General features: G+C 66.8%; 14 protein-coding genes. 3 read left to right on the top strand and 11 right to left on the bottom strand.

Translation table 11 applies throughout. The features are described from left to right. Positions 1 to 3: 3 nt before the first annotated feature. Both rpsG and rpsL read right to left on the bottom strand, forming a co-directional pair. The gene (rpsG, locus tag Q8L25_RS03245) at positions 4 to 474 is read right to left on the bottom strand and encodes a 30S ribosomal protein S7 (protein WP_065310159.1); all 471 of its coding nucleotides are present in this window, start codon (positions 472 to 474) and stop codon (positions 4 to 6) included. Between the two features lie 150 nt (positions 475 to 624). Then, the gene (gene rpsL / locus Q8L25_RS03240) at positions 625 to 1,008 is read right to left on the bottom strand and encodes a 30S ribosomal protein S12 (protein WP_010394376.1); all 384 of its coding nucleotides are present in this window, start codon (positions 1,006 to 1,008) and stop codon (positions 625 to 627) included. 392 nt (positions 1,009 to 1,400) lie between these two features. Between rpsL and Q8L25_RS03235 the strand changes: the two genes are divergently transcribed. Next, a complete protein-coding gene (locus Q8L25_RS03235) occupies positions 1,401 to 3,233 on the top strand; it encodes a sulfatase-like hydrolase/transferase (RefSeq protein ID WP_308923538.1) in 1,833 nt (610 codons plus the stop codon). Positions 3,234 to 3,239: 6 nt separating this feature from the next. On the opposite strand, the gene Q8L25_RS03230 is transcribed toward Q8L25_RS03235, so the two are convergent. The 9 genes from Q8L25_RS03230 to Q8L25_RS03190 form a co-directional block, all read right to left on the bottom strand. Further along, positions 3,240 to 4,286: an ABC transporter substrate-binding protein gene (locus Q8L25_RS03230; protein ID WP_308923537.1), complete on the bottom strand. Its 1,047-nt coding sequence runs from the start codon at positions 4,284 to 4,286 to the stop codon at positions 3,240 to 3,242. 9 nt (positions 4,287 to 4,295) lie between these two features. Further along, positions 4,296 to 5,351, bottom strand: a complete 1,056-nt coding sequence (locus tag Q8L25_RS03225; RefSeq protein ID WP_308923536.1) for an ABC transporter substrate-binding protein — start codon at positions 5,349 to 5,351, stop codon at positions 4,296 to 4,298. Between the two features lie 112 nt (positions 5,352 to 5,463). Then, positions 5,464 to 7,332, bottom strand: coding sequence for an ABC transporter ATP-binding protein (locus Q8L25_RS03220; protein WP_308923535.1), 1,869 nt, complete (start codon positions 7,330 to 7,332; stop codon positions 5,464 to 5,466). After that, complete coding sequence (locus Q8L25_RS03215) at positions 7,325 to 9,136, bottom strand: ABC transporter ATP-binding protein (protein ID WP_308923534.1); 1,812 nt, start codon at positions 9,134 to 9,136, stop codon at positions 7,325 to 7,327. Before Q8L25_RS03215 ends, Q8L25_RS03220 begins: the two co-directional genes overlap by 8 nt. Further along, entirely contained in the window at positions 9,133 to 9,846 is a 714-nt protein-coding gene (locus tag Q8L25_RS03210) for an ABC transporter ATP-binding protein (protein ID WP_308923533.1), read from the bottom strand. Before Q8L25_RS03210 ends, Q8L25_RS03215 begins: the two co-directional genes overlap by 4 nt. 26 nt (positions 9,847 to 9,872) lie before the next feature. Continuing rightward, positions 9,873 to 10,703, bottom strand: coding sequence for an ABC transporter permease (locus Q8L25_RS03205; RefSeq protein WP_308923532.1), 831 nt, complete (start codon positions 10,701 to 10,703; stop codon positions 9,873 to 9,875). Further along, a complete protein-coding gene (locus Q8L25_RS03200) occupies positions 10,700 to 11,734 on the bottom strand; it encodes an ABC transporter substrate-binding protein (protein ID WP_308923531.1) in 1,035 nt (344 codons plus the stop codon). The genes Q8L25_RS03205 and Q8L25_RS03200 overlap by 4 nt, the downstream gene beginning before the upstream one ends. A gap of 9 nt (positions 11,735 to 11,743) precedes the next feature. Next, positions 11,744 to 14,002: a TonB-dependent receptor domain-containing protein gene (locus tag Q8L25_RS03195; protein WP_308923530.1), complete on the bottom strand. Its 2,259-nt coding sequence runs from the start codon at positions 14,000 to 14,002 to the stop codon at positions 11,744 to 11,746. 236 nt (positions 14,003 to 14,238) lie between these two features. Continuing rightward, positions 14,239 to 15,318: a sigma-54 dependent transcriptional regulator gene (locus tag Q8L25_RS03190; protein ID WP_308923529.1), complete on the bottom strand. Its 1,080-nt coding sequence runs from the start codon at positions 15,316 to 15,318 to the stop codon at positions 14,239 to 14,241. A 91-nt stretch (positions 15,319 to 15,409) separates the two neighbouring features. Between Q8L25_RS03190 and Q8L25_RS03185 the strand changes: the two genes are divergently transcribed. Together Q8L25_RS03185 and Q8L25_RS03180 are read left to right on the top strand one after the other, a co-directional pair. Then, positions 15,410 to 15,535, top strand: coding sequence for a hypothetical protein (locus tag Q8L25_RS03185; protein ID WP_308923528.1), 126 nt, complete (start codon positions 15,410 to 15,412; stop codon positions 15,533 to 15,535). 46 nt (positions 15,536 to 15,581) lie between these two features. Then, entirely contained in the window at positions 15,582 to 16,577 is a 996-nt protein-coding gene (locus Q8L25_RS03180; protein ID WP_308923527.1) for an ABC transporter substrate-binding protein, read from the top strand. The last annotated feature ends 7 nt before the right edge of the window (positions 16,578 to 16,584 follow it).

Raw genomic sequence — 16,584 nt, 5'->3', positions numbered from 1 at the left:
TTATTAGAAGCGGAAATGCGAGAACGCTTTGTTCGCTTCAGCCATGCGATGGACTTCGTCGCGTTTTTTCATCGCGCCGCCGCGGCTTTCAGCCGCTTCCATCAGCTCACCGCCGAGGCGTTGTGGCATCGATTTTTCGCTGCGCTTGTTAGCAGCTTCGCGCAACCAACGCATGGACAGGGCCATACGACGCACTGGGCGAACTTCGACCGGCACCTGGTAGTTTGCACCACCGACGCGACGGGATTTCACCTCAACGAGCGGCTTGGCGTTGTTGATTGCGGTAACAAAAACTTCGAGTGGATCTTTACCCGATTTCGCTGCGATGTGCTCGAAAGCACCGTAGATGATGTTTTCTGCAACCGATTTTTTACCGGACAGCATCAACACGTTTACGAATTTGGCGACATCAGTGTTGCCGAATTTTGGATCTGGCAAAATTTCGCGCTTGGGTACTTCACGACGACGTGGCATATCAATTCCTTTCAATCTTCAGTTGAGCGCGCGTTCTTCGCACACTCGCGGACGACCATCATAGTCACCCACTTACTCGACCAGATGCGGTCGACTACATTCACTTAGTTAGTTGCCACTGAGCGAAACTTGGGTTTGCTGCTACAACTATTACTTCTTGCCTGCTTTAGCGCGCTTGGTACCGTATTTCGAACGCGATTGCTTACGGTCTTTGACGCCTTGGGTATCCAGAGCACCGCGAACCATGTGGTAACGAACACCTGGCAAATCTTTTACACGACCGCCGCGCAGCAGAACAACGCTGTGCTCTTGCAGGTTGTGGCCTTCACCGCCGATGTACGAAATCACTTCGAAACCGTTGGTCAGACGTACTTTGGCGACTTTACGCAGAGCCGAGTTAGGCTTCTTTGGAGTCGTGGTGTAAACACGTGTGCAGACGCCACGTTTTTGCGGGCTGTTTTCCAGCGCCGGCGATTTGCTCTTCACGGTCAAGGCGACGCGTGGATTGCGAATCAATTGATTGATGGTTGGCATCGTTATAAATCCAACAAAAAACTACGATTAATAACCCGGACATTGCTGCCCGGCGACTAAAACCTCGTCCCGCTTTTATCGTTCCACACCGCAGGCGCCCGTAGCCACTCGACGAGGAGCGGCTGAGAAATGCCAGGTAACACGTAAACGATGTGCAGAATAAAATCGAGAACTCGCTAGTTTAGACCTAGTGTTACAGGGGGTCAATCAGTTTACGGCTTTTTGCTATAAAAAAGAGCAAAGTAAACGCCCGTTCGTGGCATTTACGCCAATTTTTCCAATGCAAGCCCCGATGCCGCCGCGATGGCAAGCGCCATGTTGAACGACCGCAAGATGACAAAAGGAATGATAATAGCGGACATTTTTTCGCTGCCGCCCCGCCGCCATCCCTTATGCGCTCCTTGTTTCGCCCTGCCGGCGCCAGCCTGGCCAACGCCTTCCTGCTGCTGACCTACGCGCTGCTTACGGCCGTGCCCTTCCTGCCGGTGTTGCTGGGACGCACGCCCGAACACCCGTGGCAGTTACTGGGCTTCGAGCTGCTGGCCTGGCTGGCCGTGTGGAGCATCTTCCAACGCCCCGCGTATTTTCACTGGCTGCTGGTGCCCGCCTTCCTGGCGCTGCCGACCGAGATTTACCTGTTCGTGTTCTATGGCCAGGGCATCTCCACCCACCACCTGGGCATCATCTTCGAGACCAGCCCCAAGGAAGCGATGGAATTCCTCGGCCAGAAAGTGTGGCTGATGGGCGCCGTGATGCTGGGCGTGCTCCTGTGGTGCCTGCTCAGCTGGTATGCGGCGACGCGCACGCGCAGCCTGGACTGGCGCGGCAAAAGCCGGCCGGCCGCCATCGCCGTCTTGCTGCTGCTGGGCGCCGGCTGGTGGTACGGCCATGAATTCGGCATTGCCGCCGGCGCGCCGGCCGCCCACTCCTCTGCCAGCACCGAGGCCGGCATCGAGGGTGCCGACGACACCGGCCTGGACTGGCCGGCCCTGCCGCGCTGGCTGCGCCTGCCCTACGGTGTCGAGACCGTCAGCGGCGCCTGGCCCTTCGGCCTGATGGCGCGCGGCTATGATTTCTACAAGGAGCGCCGCTACCTGGCCGAACTGGGCGACAAGAGCAGCCGCTTCACCTTCGGCGCCCACCAGCAGGACCCCGACACGCAGCCGGAAGTGGTGGTGATGGTGATCGGCGAATCGTCGCGCTATGACCGCTGGAGCCTGAACGGCTATGCGCGCGACACCAATCCCCTGCTCAAGCAGGAAGACAACCTGGTGCCGCTGGCCGACGTCATCACGGCCGTCTCGGCCACGCGATTGTCGGTGCCGGTGATCATTTCGCGCAAAAAGGCCACCGAAAGCCTGAAGGCCGGCTTTTCGGAAAAATCGTTTTTGTCCGCCTACAAGGAAGCGGGCTTCAAGACCTACTGGCTGTCGAACCAGATTTCGTTCGGCAAGTTCGACACGCCCGTTTCCGTATTTGCCAAGGAGGCCGACGTGGTGCAGTTCCTGAACCTGGGCGGCTTTACCAACAGCTCGAACTTCGACCAGATCCTGCTCGACCCGTTCAAGAACGCGCTGGCCGACCCGGCGCCGAAAAAACTGATCGTGCTGCACACCCTGGGCAGCCACTGGAACTACAGCCAGCGCTATCCGAAGGAGTTCGACAAGTGGCAACCCTCGCTGTTCGGCGTCGACAAGCCGGTCTACACGGATACCGCCATCAAGCCGCAGCTGAGCAACAGCTATGACAGTTCGATCCTGTACACGGACTGGTTCCTGTCCAATGTGATCGGCGTGCTGAAGGACGACGGCGAACGCACGGCGCTGCGCAGCTCGCTCGTGTATGTGTCCGACCACGGCCAGACCCTGTACGACGGCACCTGCCGCCTGGCTTTCCACGGCCACAACACGCAGTTCGAATTCCACGTGCCCTCGTTTGTCTGGTACTCGCCGCAATTCGCGCTGCGCTACCCGGACAAGGTCAAGCAGGTGCGCCGCCATCGGAAGTCGAAGCTGTCGACCGAAAACATGTTCCACACCCTGCTCGACCTGGGCGACATCCGCTACGCCGGCGAACAGCCCGAATGGAGCATCGCCAACGCCAGCTTCAGGCAGCACAAGCGCTATGTCGACAGCTACGGCTGGACCGACTACGACAACGCCACCTTGCGCGGCGACTGCCGCGAAGTGATCGACAGGAGCACGCCAAGGAAGCAGGAGAAATAAACCGCGTCAGGCTGCCTCGCGCTCCAGCAGCAGCAAGCGGGCCGCCGCCAGCGGCCGGTGATCGGTCCAGGCGTCGAGGTCGATGTCGGCGTCGAGAAAGCCGTGCAGCAGCAAAAAATCCGCCTGCCGGCGCAGCAGCGCCAGCCGCTCCGGCGACAGGTCGGGATGCAGGGCCTGGTGAAAACCGTCGCGATAGGCCTCGCTCACCGCCTGCGCGCTGCCGCGCGTTTCATCCTGCAGCACGCGTTGTACGCCCTCCAGGTTGCCGGCCGCCCAGTCGGCCGCGCGCAGGCCCTGCGCCAGGAAGCGCGCCACCAGTTCCGGATGTTCCTCGAGCAGGCGGCGGTGCACCGTGATCGGCCGCGGCGTGCCGTTGTTGACCCGGTAGCGCTGCGGCAGCGCATCGATGTCGATGCCCACTTCCAGTCCCAGCCGCCGCGCCGCATCGAGCGCCGCCGCCCCCTTCACATAGACTGCGTCGACGCGGCCGGCGGCCAGGTGCTCCAGCCCCGCCCACAGCCCCTGCAGGCCGCCGGCGGGGCCATCGCGCCGCAGCGCCGCTTCCACCTCGACAAAGCGCACGTCGTCCAGCGACAGGCCGGCAAAGGCCAGCACGCCCTTGACGCCATGCAGCGTCATGCCGCGCGCGATGCTGCAGCCGCGCACATGGGCGGCGATCGGATCGTCGACATACGCCGGCAGCGCCACGCGCAGGCCTTTCAGCTGCGCCGCCTGGCGTAGGCCGGAGCCGGCCCGCACGATGATGGCCTGGCCCTCGTCGATCCAGGTCAGGCCGATCAGGCGCGTGTCGGCGCCCTGCGCGCGCGCGGCCAGCGCCAGCATGTTGCCGCCCTCGCGTATCAGCTCGGGCAGGTCGTGGTCATAGTGGTGGCGCGCCAGCGCGCTGCCGGCCGGCTGCTCCTGCAGGGTGGCCACGGCAATGCCGTCGGGCGCGAATTCCTGCTCCAGCCAGCCCAGCTTGTAGGCCAGGCCGGTGGCGGTCGGCACGGGGCAGCGGGTGAACCACAGTTGCTGCAAACCTGGATTGCTCATGGCCGCTCCTCACGCGGCCTGCGCGTGCAAGCGCGCGCGGGCCTGTTCATGTGGCGCCACATCGATCCAGCCGCGCACGTCGAAGGTGGCGGGGATGAACTGCCAGCGCTGCAGGAAATCGGTGAAGTCCTGCAGCGCCGCGATCGAGGTCGGGTCGAAATCGGTGCGCAGGCGCAGGTGGGCATCCTCGCCATACGCGCGGCGCACCCAGAAGTCGTTGCTGTTGGTTTCGCGGGCCAGGAACTGGCGCGCCTCGGCAGGATGGGCGCGTGCCCATTCGTCGGCGCGCAGCGTCGCTTCCACCAGCCGCACGGCCGTTTCGGGATGATGGTCGAGCAGATGCTGGTCCACCGTCAAGGTGCGCGGCGTGCCATTGTTGGCGCGCACCAGCGGTTCCGGATGCGCGCCCGTGTCGATCACCACCTGCAGGCCGAAATGGTGGACCAGCTGCGCCGCATGCGCTCCCTTGAGGAAGATCGCATCGACTTCGCCGCGCAGCAGCCCTACCAGCTCCGCATTGCGCGAGCCGCCGCCGGTGCTGAGGTCCGCCTTGCCGTCGATGCGCTGCACCGGCTCGTCGCTGTGGCGCCGTTCGATCACGAAGTCGACCAGCTCGACATCGACCACTTCCAGGCCATCGAGGCGCAGCGCGTTTTCCAGCGCGCGGATGGCCTGGGCGCGCGCAAAATCGATCTGCACGTTGCGCCACAGCGGCAGGCCGAACTTGCGGCCCTTCAGGTCGCGCACGCTGTCGATGCCGGAGCCGGGCAAGGTCAAAATCAGCTGGATTTCATCGGCCCAGGACAGGCCGATCACGCGGGTGTCGCGGCCGCTGGCGCGGGCCCAGATGGCGGGGATATTGCCGCCATGGCGCACCGAATTTTGCAGCGTATGGTCGAAATGCGATTCGCGCACGGCCGCGTCGTTCGACTCCTGCAGCGACCTGATCGCGGTGTGCTGCTGCGCGAACGATTCTTCCAGCCAGCCGCGCTGCAGCGCGATGCCCAGGCCGGTCGGAACCGGGCAGCGGGTGTACCACAAGGTGTCCAGTGTTTTGCTCATCATGCTCTCCTGCGTCATACGGCCTGGCCGGCGGCCCTGCTCGTCTCACTTGTTTTGCAAACTCCATGCCAGGCTTTTGCGGTGCTTTTGGCGCGTTTTGCAGGCCATCAGCGCGTCAGCCTGCTGCGCCAGCAACAGCCGCCGCGCAGGCTGCTGGTGCAGCAGCGATGACGCCGTCATGGCTGCGATACAGCTCGGCATACAAGCCGTCCTGCGCCAGCAAGGCGTCGTGCCCTCCCAGTTCGGCCACCACGCCATCGCGGATCACGGCGATGCGGTCGGCGTCGCGGATGGTGGCCAGGCGGTGCGCGATCACGATGGACGTGCGCCCGGCGCACAGGCGGCGCAGCGCGCGGCTGATGCGCCGCTCGCTGTGCATGTCGACCGCCGAAGTGGCTTCGTCGAGCACCAGCACGGCCGGATCGGCCAGGTAGGCGCGCACCAGGCACACCAGCTGGCGCTGGCCGTGACTCAAACGCCGGCCCAGCGCGCCCACTTCCGTGTGATAACCGTGCGGCAGGCGTTCCAGCACCTCGTCGGCGCCCAGCGCGCGCGCCGCGTCGATCAGGACCGCGTCGCTGGCGGCGGGCGAAGCCAGGCGCAGGTTGTCGAGGATGGTGCCGGTAAACAGCACGTTGTCCTGCAAGACCACGCCGATATGGCGGCGCAGATCGTGTTGCGCATAGTCGCGCACATCGACGCCATCGAGCGCGATGCGGCCCTGCTGCACGTCATAGAAGCGCGTCAGCAGCTGCACCAGCGTACTTTTCCCGTGGCCGGTCGGCCCGACGATGGCCAGCATTTCGCCGGCGCGCACGCGCAGGTCCAGGCCCCGTATCACCGGTGTCGGCGCGTCGGCGCGGTAGGCGAAGCGCACCTGCTCGAAATCGACCTGGCCGCGCACCGGCGCCGGCGCGCGCGTGACAAGCCGGTCGCGGATCTCGGGCGCCGTATCGAGCAGCAGGAAGATGCGTTCGGCCGAGGCCATGCCGGCCGCATGGCGCTCGAACAGGTCGCCCAGTTCCTGCAGCGGCCCCAGGAACAGCATCACGTAAAACAGGCTTTCGATGATCTGCCCGGCCGTCACCTGGCCCTGCGCCAGGCCATGCGCGCCGACCATCAGCAGCAGCGCCATGGCCAGGTTCGACAGCAGGCCCGCATACGGCGCGAACCAGCCGGCCGTCACGCCGCCGCGCAGCATGGCCGCGCTGAACAGGCCCAGCAACTGCTGGTAGCGCAGCAGGTTGGCCTGCTGGCGGCCGCTTTGCTGCAGCAGCTGCACGCCGGTGACGGTTTCCACCAGGTGCGCCGTGTAGCCGCTGCGGTGCTCGGCCACCCTGGCCCAGTTGCTGCGCGTGAGGCGGCGGAACAGCCAGGTGCCGGCCGCCAGCGGCACGATCACGGCGGCCAGGCTGTAGAACAGCGGCGGCGCGATATGCCACAGCAGCACGCCGGCCAGCACGCAGCGCAGCAGCGCCGACAGCAGTTCGGGCGGCCCCTGTATCAGCAGCGGCTCCAGGCCGTCGATATCGCGATCCAGGCGCGACATGATGCGCCCGGCCCTGGCGCGGTCGAAATACGACACGCTGAGCGCCTGCACATGGGCAAAGGCGCGCACGCGCAAGTCGTTCAGCACGCCGATGGCGGCGCTGCCGGCCAGGTACTGGGCCGCGCCGGCCAGCGCAAAGCGCGCCACCCAGGTCGCCGCCAGCCCCGCGCCCAGCCACCACAGCAGCGGCCAGTCCAGGCGCCAGCCGCCGACACCGGCGGGCAGCAGGCCGCGGTCGACCAGCACGCGCACGAACCAGGGCCGCACGAAAATTGAGGCGACCAGCAACACTTCCAGCAGCACCACGGCGGCGATGTGCGCGCGCACGGGGCGCAGCAGCGGCAGCAGGCGGCTCCACGCCGTGCGGCGCATGGCCTGGCCGGCCAGCGCCTCTTCGGTGGCCAGGTCGCTGCCCGGCGCGGCAGGCTTATTCATGGCCGCCCTCGCCGGCTATCCCCAGCAGCTCGCGGTAGGCGGGCTGGCTGGCCAGCAGTTGCGCATGCGTGCCGGCGGCGGCAATGCGGCCGCCCTCCAGCAGCAGCACCCTGTCGGCATGCAGCACGGTCGACAGCTTGCTGGCGACCAGCAGCATCGTGCGCGCGCCCCCTTCGCCGCGCAGCGCGCCCAGGATGCGCCGTTCGGTGACGGCGTCGAGCGCGCTGGTGGCGTCGTCGAGCACCAGCAGGTCGGGCGCCGCCAGCAGCGCGCGCGCCAGGCACAGACGCTGGCGCTGGCCGCCGGACAAGGTCGTGCCGCGCTCGCCCAGTCGCGTTTGCATACCATGTTCCAGGCCGGCGACGATTTCGCCGGCGCTGGCCAGTTGCAGGGCGCGCCGCAGCTCGGCGTCGCTGGCCTCGGGCGCGGCCATGCGCAGATTGGCGGCCACCGTGTCGGAAAACAGAAAACTCTCCTGCGGCAGTACATGCACGCGCCGCCGCAGCGCCGGCAAGTCGAGGCCGGCCGCATCGTGCCAGCCCATGGCGTCCGAGCCCAGGTGCACGCTGCCGCCATCGGGCTGCAGCAGCCGTGGCAGCAAATGCGCCAGCATGCTCTTGCCGGCGCCGGTGGCGCCCACCAGCGCCACCGTCTCGCCGGGCGCGATGGTGAAGCTGCAGTCGTCGAGTATCAGCTTGCCGCCGCCGGGCGCGGCCAGCGCCACGCGTGCCAGGCGGCAGCCCAGCGGACCGGGTGGCAGCTGTCCGGCGCCGCCGGCCAGCGCCAGTGGCGTGTCGAGCAGCTCCCAGATGCGGCCGGCCGACGCGCGCGCATCGGACCAGGCCTGCATGGCGCGGCCCACGCCTTCCAGGCGAAACACCAGCATGGTGGCCAGCAGCAGCGCCGCCGTCAGCTGGCCCAGGTTCAGCTGGCCGCGTTCCACCAGCAGCGCGCCATACAGCATGATCCACACATGGCCCATCGCCACCACCGCCTGCGGCAGCGGCACGCGCGAACTGGCATACGCCAGCGCGGCGCGCGCCTGCCGTGCGAACAGCGCCACCTCACCCGCAAAACGGGTACTGCGCTGCTGTTCCAGCACGAACGATTTGATCACGCGCACGCCCGTCACGCCTTCGGCGATATCCTGGCTGACGCGGTCGTAGGCGGCGCCGGTGGCGCGGTCGAGCCGCACCAGATGGCCGGCCTGGCGCAGCAGCAGCGCCAGCGCGGCCATGCAAAGCAGCAGCGGCACCAGGCCCAGCGCCGGGTGGTACCAGCACAGCAGGCCCAGCACGGCGACCAGCACCAGCAGCGTGTCGACACCCTGGCGCCAGAACGTGATCATGGCGTCGCGCACCTTGTCGGCGTCGCGCGTGGTGCGGTTCACCAGTTCGCCCATCCCCTGGCGCCAGTGATAGGCCAGCTGCAGCTGCTGGATATGGCTGAAGATGCGCGCGCGCAGCTGTGTCAGCAGGCGCTGGTTGCATTGCTGCGAGGCCAGCGCCACCGCATACAGCATCAGCGCGCGCGCCAGCGCCACGCCGCCCAGCAGCAGCAGCCAGCGCAGCGCCGGCGCATGGTCCAGCGTGCCGTCGGCCAGCCGCAGCACGGCGCGCCCTGCGGTGACATCGTGCACGGCCTGGCCCAGCAGCCATTGCTGGCATACCAGCGCCGCGTTCACCAGCACGAACAGCAGCACGGTGGCGCCGGACAGCAGCGGCATGCTGCGGTAGATGGCCAGGCAGCGCAGCAGCGGATAGCGGGTGACGGGGAGGATGGGAGCGATTGTCGCGGCGCTCACGGCGTTTCCGTCACGCCCAGGGTGCGCAGCAGCCTTGCGCGCAGCAGGTCGAAGGCCTGCGCGCCGCGCTGGCGCGGATGATCGAGCGCGATGCGGTCGGCCAGCTGGATCGCCTCGTCGACATCGTGCGTCACCAGCAGCACGGCCGGCTGGTGGCGGCGGCACAGCTGCGCCACCAGCGCCTGCATCTTGATGCGGGTCAGCGCGTCGAGCGCGGCAAACGGCTCGTCGAGCATCAGCAGCTGCGGCGCGCGCAGCAAGGCGCGCGCCAGCGCCACGCGCTGCGCTTCGCCGCCGGACAGCGTGGCCGGCCAGGCATCGGCATGGCTGGCCAGTCCCACTTCGTCGAGCGCGGCCAGGGCCGCCTCGCGCTGGCTGCGCTTGTCGAGTCCCAGCAGCACATTGTCGAGCACGCGCTTCGATTGCACCAGGCGCGGTTCCTGGAACACCACCGTGCGCCGTTCGGCCACCAGCACGCTGCCGCTGTCGACCTCGTCCAGGCCCGCCAGCATGCGCAGCAAGGTGGTCTTGCCGCTGCCGCTTTTCCCCAGCAGCGCGATGAATTCGCCCTGGCCGATGTCCAGCTCAAAGCCGTCGAGCACCGCTTTGCCGTCGAAGACCTTGCGCGCGTTGCGCACCTGCGCCGCCGGCGCCGGGGGATGTGCGGGTGCCGGATCGCCGGCCAGCCGCAGCTTGCTAATTGTCGCCATCTCGTTTCCGTTCAAAGTTGCACCGTTCATTTGCGCGCCAGCGCGCGCCACGGCATCAGCAGCCGTTCCAGCACCCGCACCAGCAGGTCGGTGGCCAGGCCGAACAGCGCATAGATCACCACGCAGACGATCAGGATCTCGGTCTTGAAATATTCCTGCGCCTGCAGCATCAGGAAACCGATGCCCTGGGTGGTGTTGATCACCTCCACGCCGATCAATGCCAGCAGCGCCATGGTGGTCGACAGGCGCAGGCCCACCATCAGCGACGGCAGCGCGGCGGGAAAATAGATCTCGGCGATCAGGCGCCAGCGCGTCAGGCCGAAGATGCGCGCCGCCTCGATGATTTTCGGGTCGACATTGCGCACGCCGCCATAGGCGTTCAGATACATGGGCTTGGCAGCGCCGGCCGCGATCAGCAGGATCTTCGACGATTCGCCGATGCCGAACCAGACGATCAACAGTGGAATGAGCGCCAAGAACGGCACGGCCCGTATCATCTGCATGGTCGGGTCGACCAGTTCCTCGACCACGCGCGACAGGCCGGCCAGGATGCCCAGGCACAGGCCGAAGCCGCCACCGAGCAGCAGGCCCAGGCCGGCGCGCGTGAGCGACAGCGACAGGTGGTGCCACAGCACGCCCGAGCGCGCCAGCGACCAGGCGCTGTCGAGCACCACCCACGGCGCGGCCAGCACATTGGTCGGCAGCGCGCCGCTGGCCGAACCGAGCGCCCAGGCCAGCAAGATCAGCAGCGGCACCGACAGGCGCAGCAGGAAGCTGCGGCGCGGCGAGCGTGGCCGCGCTTGCAGGGGCGTGGGCGGCGCCAGCGCCACGCCGGCGTTCACGATGGCGGCCGTCATTGGCGCACCACCCAGTCATCGACCGAAAACGGCGCTTGCGCCACCTGGTGCGCGACACGGAAATCGAGCAGTTTTTTCAGCGCCGTCACGCCCGCGTCGGAAATCGCCTTATCCTCGAAATCGATGCTGGTGGTGGCGCGCACCACGTCGAGCGGATAACCGGTGCTGTCGGCGCTCCAGCGGTAGTACGCTTCCGGGTCCTGGCGGATCGCGTCGATGCCCGCCTTCAGCCCGCGCCAGAAGGCCGGCGCAAAAGACGGGTTGGCCGCCAGGAAGTCGGCCCGCGCGGAAATCACGCTGACGGTGCGGCCGGTGGACGGCACGTCGCCCAGTTTCCCCACCAGGGTCAGGCCATGGCGGTCTATCCACAGCTTGGCCACGGCGGCCGACGTCACATAGGCGTCGAGCTGATTGTTTTGCAGGGCCGGCAGCGCCGCCGACGAGGGCAGCTGCGTGTAGGCGACATCTTTCAGTCCCAGCCCCTGCGCGGCGGTCTGGAAGCCGTAGTCGAAGGTGGAGCCGAACAGCAGGCCCACGCGCTTGCCGCCCAGGGACGCCAGCGTGGCCGGCCCGCCGGGGCGCCCGACCACCCAGAAACCGGACTCGGTATCGCTGGGCGGCGTGACATACAGGGCGCGCTGCCGTTCGCCGCGCGCGCGCGACAGCACCGCCGGCGAGTCGCCGGTGCTGGCCAGTTCGGCCTGGCCGCTCATCATGCCCAGCAGGGCCGCCGCCGTGCGCGGAAAGCCGAGCACGCCGTCGAAGCGGAAACCACTGTGCGCCAGCTCGCGCTGGAACACGCCCAGGTGGATCGCATAGCCGAGCGGGCCGCTGGTCTGCAGCTGCTTGCTGATCTGCTCGGGGTTGCCCAGCGCGGCGGCGGCGATGCGCACGCCCACGGCCGGCTTGCCCGGGGCCAGCGGGGTGGCGGGTGCGGCGGGCCGCAGCGCCCACCACAGTGCGCCGCCCAGCACGATCAAGCCCAGGGCGCCGGCGGCAAGCCGGCGGCGGGTAGTCGGAATAGCGTTCATGCTGCGTCCTCAGAAACGGTAGGTGGCCGACACGCCATAGGTGCGCGGCGCGCCATACGAATACAGGCCGGTGATCAGCGCCGTGTTGCGGTACACCTTGTCGGTGGCGTTCAGCACATACAGGCGCACCTCATACTGCTGGCGCGGCGCCACGTAGCCGGCCGACAGATTGCCCAGCCAGTAGGCCTTCTCGGTCAGGAAAGCGCTGCTCTGGTCGACGGCATTGAAATACGCCTTGCTGCGGTAGCCCCAGTCGGTGTTGAACACCAGCGCGCCGCTGCTCGCCAGGCGGTACTTGTATTCGGCCTGCACATTGCCGATCACGCGCGGCACGCGGTTGAACCAGTTGCCGGCCGCGTTGTGCGTCAGCGTGTCCTGGAAGTCGGTGAACTCGGTATGGTTCAGGCCCACGTTGACGGCCAGGCGCAAGTCTTTCACCGGCACCAGCGCCACCTCGATATCGACGCCCTTGACCTCCCCGCCGCGCGCGTTGATGAAGGTCAGCACCTGCTGGCTCGGGTTGAGCGGATTGAGCGTGGTGCCCTTTTGCTGGATGTCGGTGTAGTCGTAGTAAAAGCCGGCCACGTTGACCTGCAGGCGGCGCTGCCACCATTCGCTTTTCACGCCCAGCTCATACGATTTCAGGTACTCCGGCTGTATCGTCGTGACCTGGCTTTGCGTGGTGGCGCCGGCGTTGAAGCTGCCACCGTTGAATCCTTTCGAGTAGCGGAAATACGCGCGCACGTCGTCGCTGATCTGGTAGGCCGGCGTGACGTCGTAGGTAAACGCCGACCAGGTCTTCGAGGCGTCCTGGGCCGCCGCCGTGGTGAGATTGGCGTTCAGGCTCGACGCCAGCCACCACTGCGCCACATTGTTGTAGGCCACGCCGGCCGGCGCGGTGCGATAACGATAATCGATGTCCTTTTTCTCGCGCGTTTCGCGCACGCCCAGCGCCACGTCGAACTTGTCGCTGAACTTGTAATCGGCGTTGCCGAACAGCGCATAGCTGGTCGACTTGAGCGTGTAGTCGGTGCTGTTGTAGCTGCGCGTTTTATTGCCGCCGGCCGCCGTGCGCGAGCCTGGCAGCACGCCCGTCTGCGCGCTGGAATCGAGTTTTCCGTCAAAAAAATAGGCGCCGGCGATCCACGACAGCGGCCCGGTCTTCGGCGACGCCAAGCGCAGCTCCTGGCTCAGCTGGTCGACCGCGAACACCGTGCGGCTGCGGCTCGATTCATACGTGACGGAGTCGGCGCTGCCCTGCGCACGGTCGAATTTTTCATAGCCCGTGACCGAGGTCAGCGACAGCCCGCCCGGCAGCTCCTTGTTCAGGGTCAGCGCCGCGCCCTTCTGTTTCAACCTGTCGGTGGGCTCCACCAGCGCCGGGATATTGAAGCGGGTCTGGGTCGGCACGGCCGTGGTGCCGCTCAGCAGCACCGGGCCGTTGAAGTCGCGGTAATGGAGGTTGAGCAGCGCGTCGAAGGTGTTCGAGAACTTCGCCAGCAATTGCGCGCGCACGCCCAGGTCGCGCCATTTTTCGGTACCCGGCACGAAACTGTTCTGCGCATAGCGGTCGGCCTGTTCGCGGTGCAGCGACACGCGCGCGGCCAGCACATCGTCCTTCAGCGCGCCACCGTAAGCGCCTTCGAGCAGGGTGCTGCCCTTGTCGCCGATGCTGGCCTTGACGTAGCCGTCATTGCTGAAGGTGGGCTTGCGCGAAATGAAGTTGATCGCGCCGCCCGTGGTGTTCTTGCCCCACAAAGTGCCTTGCGGGCCGCGCAGCACTTCCACCCGTTCCAGGTCGAACAGCGGAAAGCCCACCGTCGAGGCGTTCCAGATATACACGTCGTCGAGGTAGGTGCCGATCGGATTGGTATTCCACACCGAGGCGTCGGACAGGCCGATGCCGCGGATATAGAACTTCGGACGGCCATGGCCGTCGGTGGTGTCGGCCGTCATGTTGGGCACGAAGCGGATGATGTCGCCGGCATTGCGCACTTCGCTGTTTTCCACCGTGTCGCCGCCGATCACGGTCACCGCCGAGGCGATCGACTGCACGTTGTCGCGGCGCTTTTCCGACGTCACCACCACCCGCTGCAGCACGGCGCCATCGTCCTCGCTGACCACCACTGCCGCAGGCGCTGCGGGAGCGTCGTCCAGCGCCCAGGCCGGCGCGCCAAAGGCGCCGGCCAGCGCCAGTAGCATGCAACGCCGCGTACCGCGCCGTGCCGCCAGATGTTGTACCGCCCTGCCTGATGCTGCTGCTTTCATTGCCACTCCCTGTGCGCATGCGCGTTGAATTGAATAGAAGTCTCCGTGCCGGCGTCGCCCCGCCATTCTGGCTTGACGCGCCCTTTGGAGCTTCTGTTTGCAGGAAGCGTGCCAACCTCGATCACCACGCAAGTCATTGATTTGCAAGGAAGTGATGCACAGGATGGGGAATCGCGGGAGGGGAAAATTCAGCAGATTGCTGCGGCAGCAGCACCGCAGCAGCAGCAGCAGCAGCATCAGAGCGCGCCGGCGGCGCCCTTGATGATGCCCAGGTCGGCCAGGCGGGCGCGCACGATATTGCGGCTCAGGTTCAGCAGGCGCGCCGTCTGCAGCTGGTTGCGGTCGCTGTATTCATAGGCGCTGGCAAACACCTCGCCTTCGATCGCCTGCCACAGGTCGGGATGGTCTGCATCGAACAGGCGCAGCAGCGCCGCGCGCAAGGCCTCTTGCGGCGTGCCGGCCGCAGTAGCGGCGGTGGCGGTGGCGGCAGGTGCGGCCGCGCCGGACAATTCGCCCAGCGACGAGAAATGCAGGTCGGCCGCGGTGACTTTGCCGCCACGGCTGATCAGCAGCGCATGGTGGATCACGTTTTCCAGTTCGCGGATATTGCCGGGCCAGGAATAGCGTTTCAGGCGCAGCAGCGCATCGGCGTCCAGCACCGGCGCGGCGATGCGCAGGCGCTTGCCATACAGGTCGAGAAAGTGGCGCGTCAGCGGCGCGATGTCGTCGGGGCGTTCGCGCAGCGGCAGCAGCGCCAGCTTGGCCACGTTCAGGCGGTAGTACAGGTCTTCGCGGAAGTGGCCGGCCCGCACGGCCGCTTCCAGCAGCACATTGGTGGCCGCCACCAGGCGCACGTCGATTTTCACGGGTTTGCGCGAACCGACGCGCACCACTTCGCGCTCCTGCACCACGCGCAGCAGCTTGACCTGGGCCGCCGGCGGCAGGTCGCCCACTTCGTCGAGAAACAGGGTGCCGCCATGGGCCGCTTCGAACCAGCCGGCGCGGCTTTCGAGCGCGCCCGTAAAGGCGCCGCGCTCGTGGCCGAACAGTTCGCTCTCGATCAGGGTATCGGAAAAAGCGCCGCAATTGACGGCGATGAACGGCCGTTCGCCGCGCTCGGACAGGGTGTGCACAAGGCGCGCGATCAGCTCCTTGCCGGTGCCGCTTTCGCCCGTCACCAGCACGGTCGCATCGCTGGGGGCGATCAGCCGTATGCGTTCGAGCAGCACCCTGGACGCGGGGTCTTCGAACGCGAGCGCCTTGGCACGGATCGAGATCGCGTGATCGGCGGGATTGGGCAGGCTGAGCACCTTCATGGCACACTTTCATCGGTATCGGGACACGGTCAAGTTAGCATGGCGCGGGGGTGGCAGGGAAGCGACGGTTTTGCATATGCATAGAGCAAAAATGATGCTCCGCTTGCCGCTGCTGCCGTGCGTGCAGGATGCTGCTGATGGCCTGCTGCTGGCGCAGCAATGCGCCGCGCCGCTGGCCGGAAATGCGCGCCGCCAGCGGTGGCATGGCTCTTGCTGACGCTTGTTGTATCGCGACCACTACGTCCCCGTTACGTCCCTCTCCCATGACCGCAACCCACCCTCCCTTCTGGTACGAACGCTCGCCCGTGCCCACGCCGCTCAGCATCGCCGTGCATCTCGGCTGGCTCAATGGCGAACCGTCGGCCGATGGCGTGGCGATCCGCTCGCTGCGCACGCGCCAGCCGAGCGGCAACCCGACGCAGCAGCTCGAATACATGCTGGCCAATACCTTCCGCCAGGGTAGCAGCGCACCGGCCCTGTGGGCGCGCGCGCGCGGCGCCGACACGCGCGTGATCGGCCTGACCTGGACCGACGAAGCGCAGCAGATCCTGGCGCTGCCGCAGTCCGGCATCCGCGCCATCGGTGACCTGCGCGGACGGCGCATCGCCGTGCCGCGCTGCGACGACATCGAGATCGACATGTTCCGCGCCACCACCCTGCGCGGCGTGCTCAATGCCCTGAGCCTGGAAGGCCTGGCGGACCAGGATGTCACCCTGGTCGAAGTGGAACGCGACCTGCGCCGCCTGTACCTGGCCGAAGCCCATGCGCTGCTGGCGGGCCAGGTCGACGCGATCTATGTGCGCGGCTCGGCGGGGCTGGAAATCGCCCTCATGCTCAATGCGCTGGTGGTGGCCGATATCGGCTTTCATCCCGACCCGGCGATCCGCAACAACAACGGCACGCCGCGCCCGCTGACGGTCAGCGGCGCGACCTTGCGCGAGTTTCCCGACATCGTCAGCGGCTTTCTGCAGCTGGTGGTCGACGCCGGCCACTGGGCCGCCTCGCATCCGCTGGAAACCATCAGCTATATCGCCAATGAAACGGGCTCGGCGCCGCAACTGGTGCGCGCCGCCTACGGTCCGCAGCTGCACCGCAAGCTGCGGGTCGACCTGGCGCCCGAGTCGCTGGCCGCGCTGGGATCGTTCAACGACTTCCTGCTGGCGCGCGGTTTTCTCGACAACAGCGTCGATATCGGCGAGTGGGTCGACCATGCGCCGCTGCGGCAATTGCACGCGCAGCCGGGCCTGCATTCGGCCTGAGGAAACC

The sequence above is a fragment of the Janthinobacterium sp. J1-1 genome (assembly GCF_030944405.1).
GTDB lineage: Bacteria > Pseudomonadota > Gammaproteobacteria > Burkholderiales > Burkholderiaceae_D > Janthinobacterium.
Note: the sequence above shows the minus strand (reverse complement) of the source record. Positions and strands in the feature narration are given on the sequence as shown.

Bases quoted from the DNA above. Each gene is read 5' to 3' on its own strand.
- rpsG (WP_065310159.1), bottom strand. From the start codon at position 474: ATGCCACGTCGTCGTGAAGTACCCAAGCGCGAAATTTTGCCAGATCCA.
- rpsL (WP_010394376.1), bottom strand. From the start codon at position 1,008: ATGCCAACCATCAATCAATTGATTCGCAATCCACGCGTCGCCTTGACC.
- Q8L25_RS03235 (WP_308923538.1), top strand. From the start codon at position 1,401: ATGCGCTCCTTGTTTCGCCCTGCCGGCGCCAGCCTGGCCAACGCCTTC.
- Q8L25_RS03230 (WP_308923537.1), bottom strand. From the start codon at position 4,286: ATGAGCAATCCAGGTTTGCAGCAACTGTGGTTCACCCGCTGCCCCGTG.
- Q8L25_RS03225 (WP_308923536.1), bottom strand. From the start codon at position 5,351: ATGATGAGCAAAACACTGGACACCTTGTGGTACACCCGCTGCCCGGTT.
- Q8L25_RS03220 (WP_308923535.1), bottom strand. From the start codon at position 7,332: ATGAATAAGCCTGCCGCGCCGGGCAGCGACCTGGCCACCGAAGAGGCG.
- Q8L25_RS03210 (WP_308923533.1), bottom strand. From the start codon at position 9,846: ATGGCGACAATTAGCAAGCTGCGGCTGGCCGGCGATCCGGCACCCGCA.
- Q8L25_RS03205 (WP_308923532.1), bottom strand. From the start codon at position 10,703: ATGACGGCCGCCATCGTGAACGCCGGCGTGGCGCTGGCGCCGCCCACG.
- Q8L25_RS03200 (WP_308923531.1), bottom strand. From the start codon at position 11,734: ATGAACGCTATTCCGACTACCCGCCGCCGGCTTGCCGCCGGCGCCCTG.
- Q8L25_RS03195 (WP_308923530.1), bottom strand. From the start codon at position 14,002: ATGAAAGCAGCAGCATCAGGCAGGGCGGTACAACATCTGGCGGCACGG.
- Q8L25_RS03190 (WP_308923529.1), bottom strand. From the start codon at position 15,318: ATGAAGGTGCTCAGCCTGCCCAATCCCGCCGATCACGCGATCTCGATC.
- Q8L25_RS03185 (WP_308923528.1), top strand. From the start codon at position 15,410: ATGATGCTCCGCTTGCCGCTGCTGCCGTGCGTGCAGGATGCTGCTGAT.
- Q8L25_RS03180 (WP_308923527.1), top strand. From the start codon at position 15,582: ATGACCGCAACCCACCCTCCCTTCTGGTACGAACGCTCGCCCGTGCCC.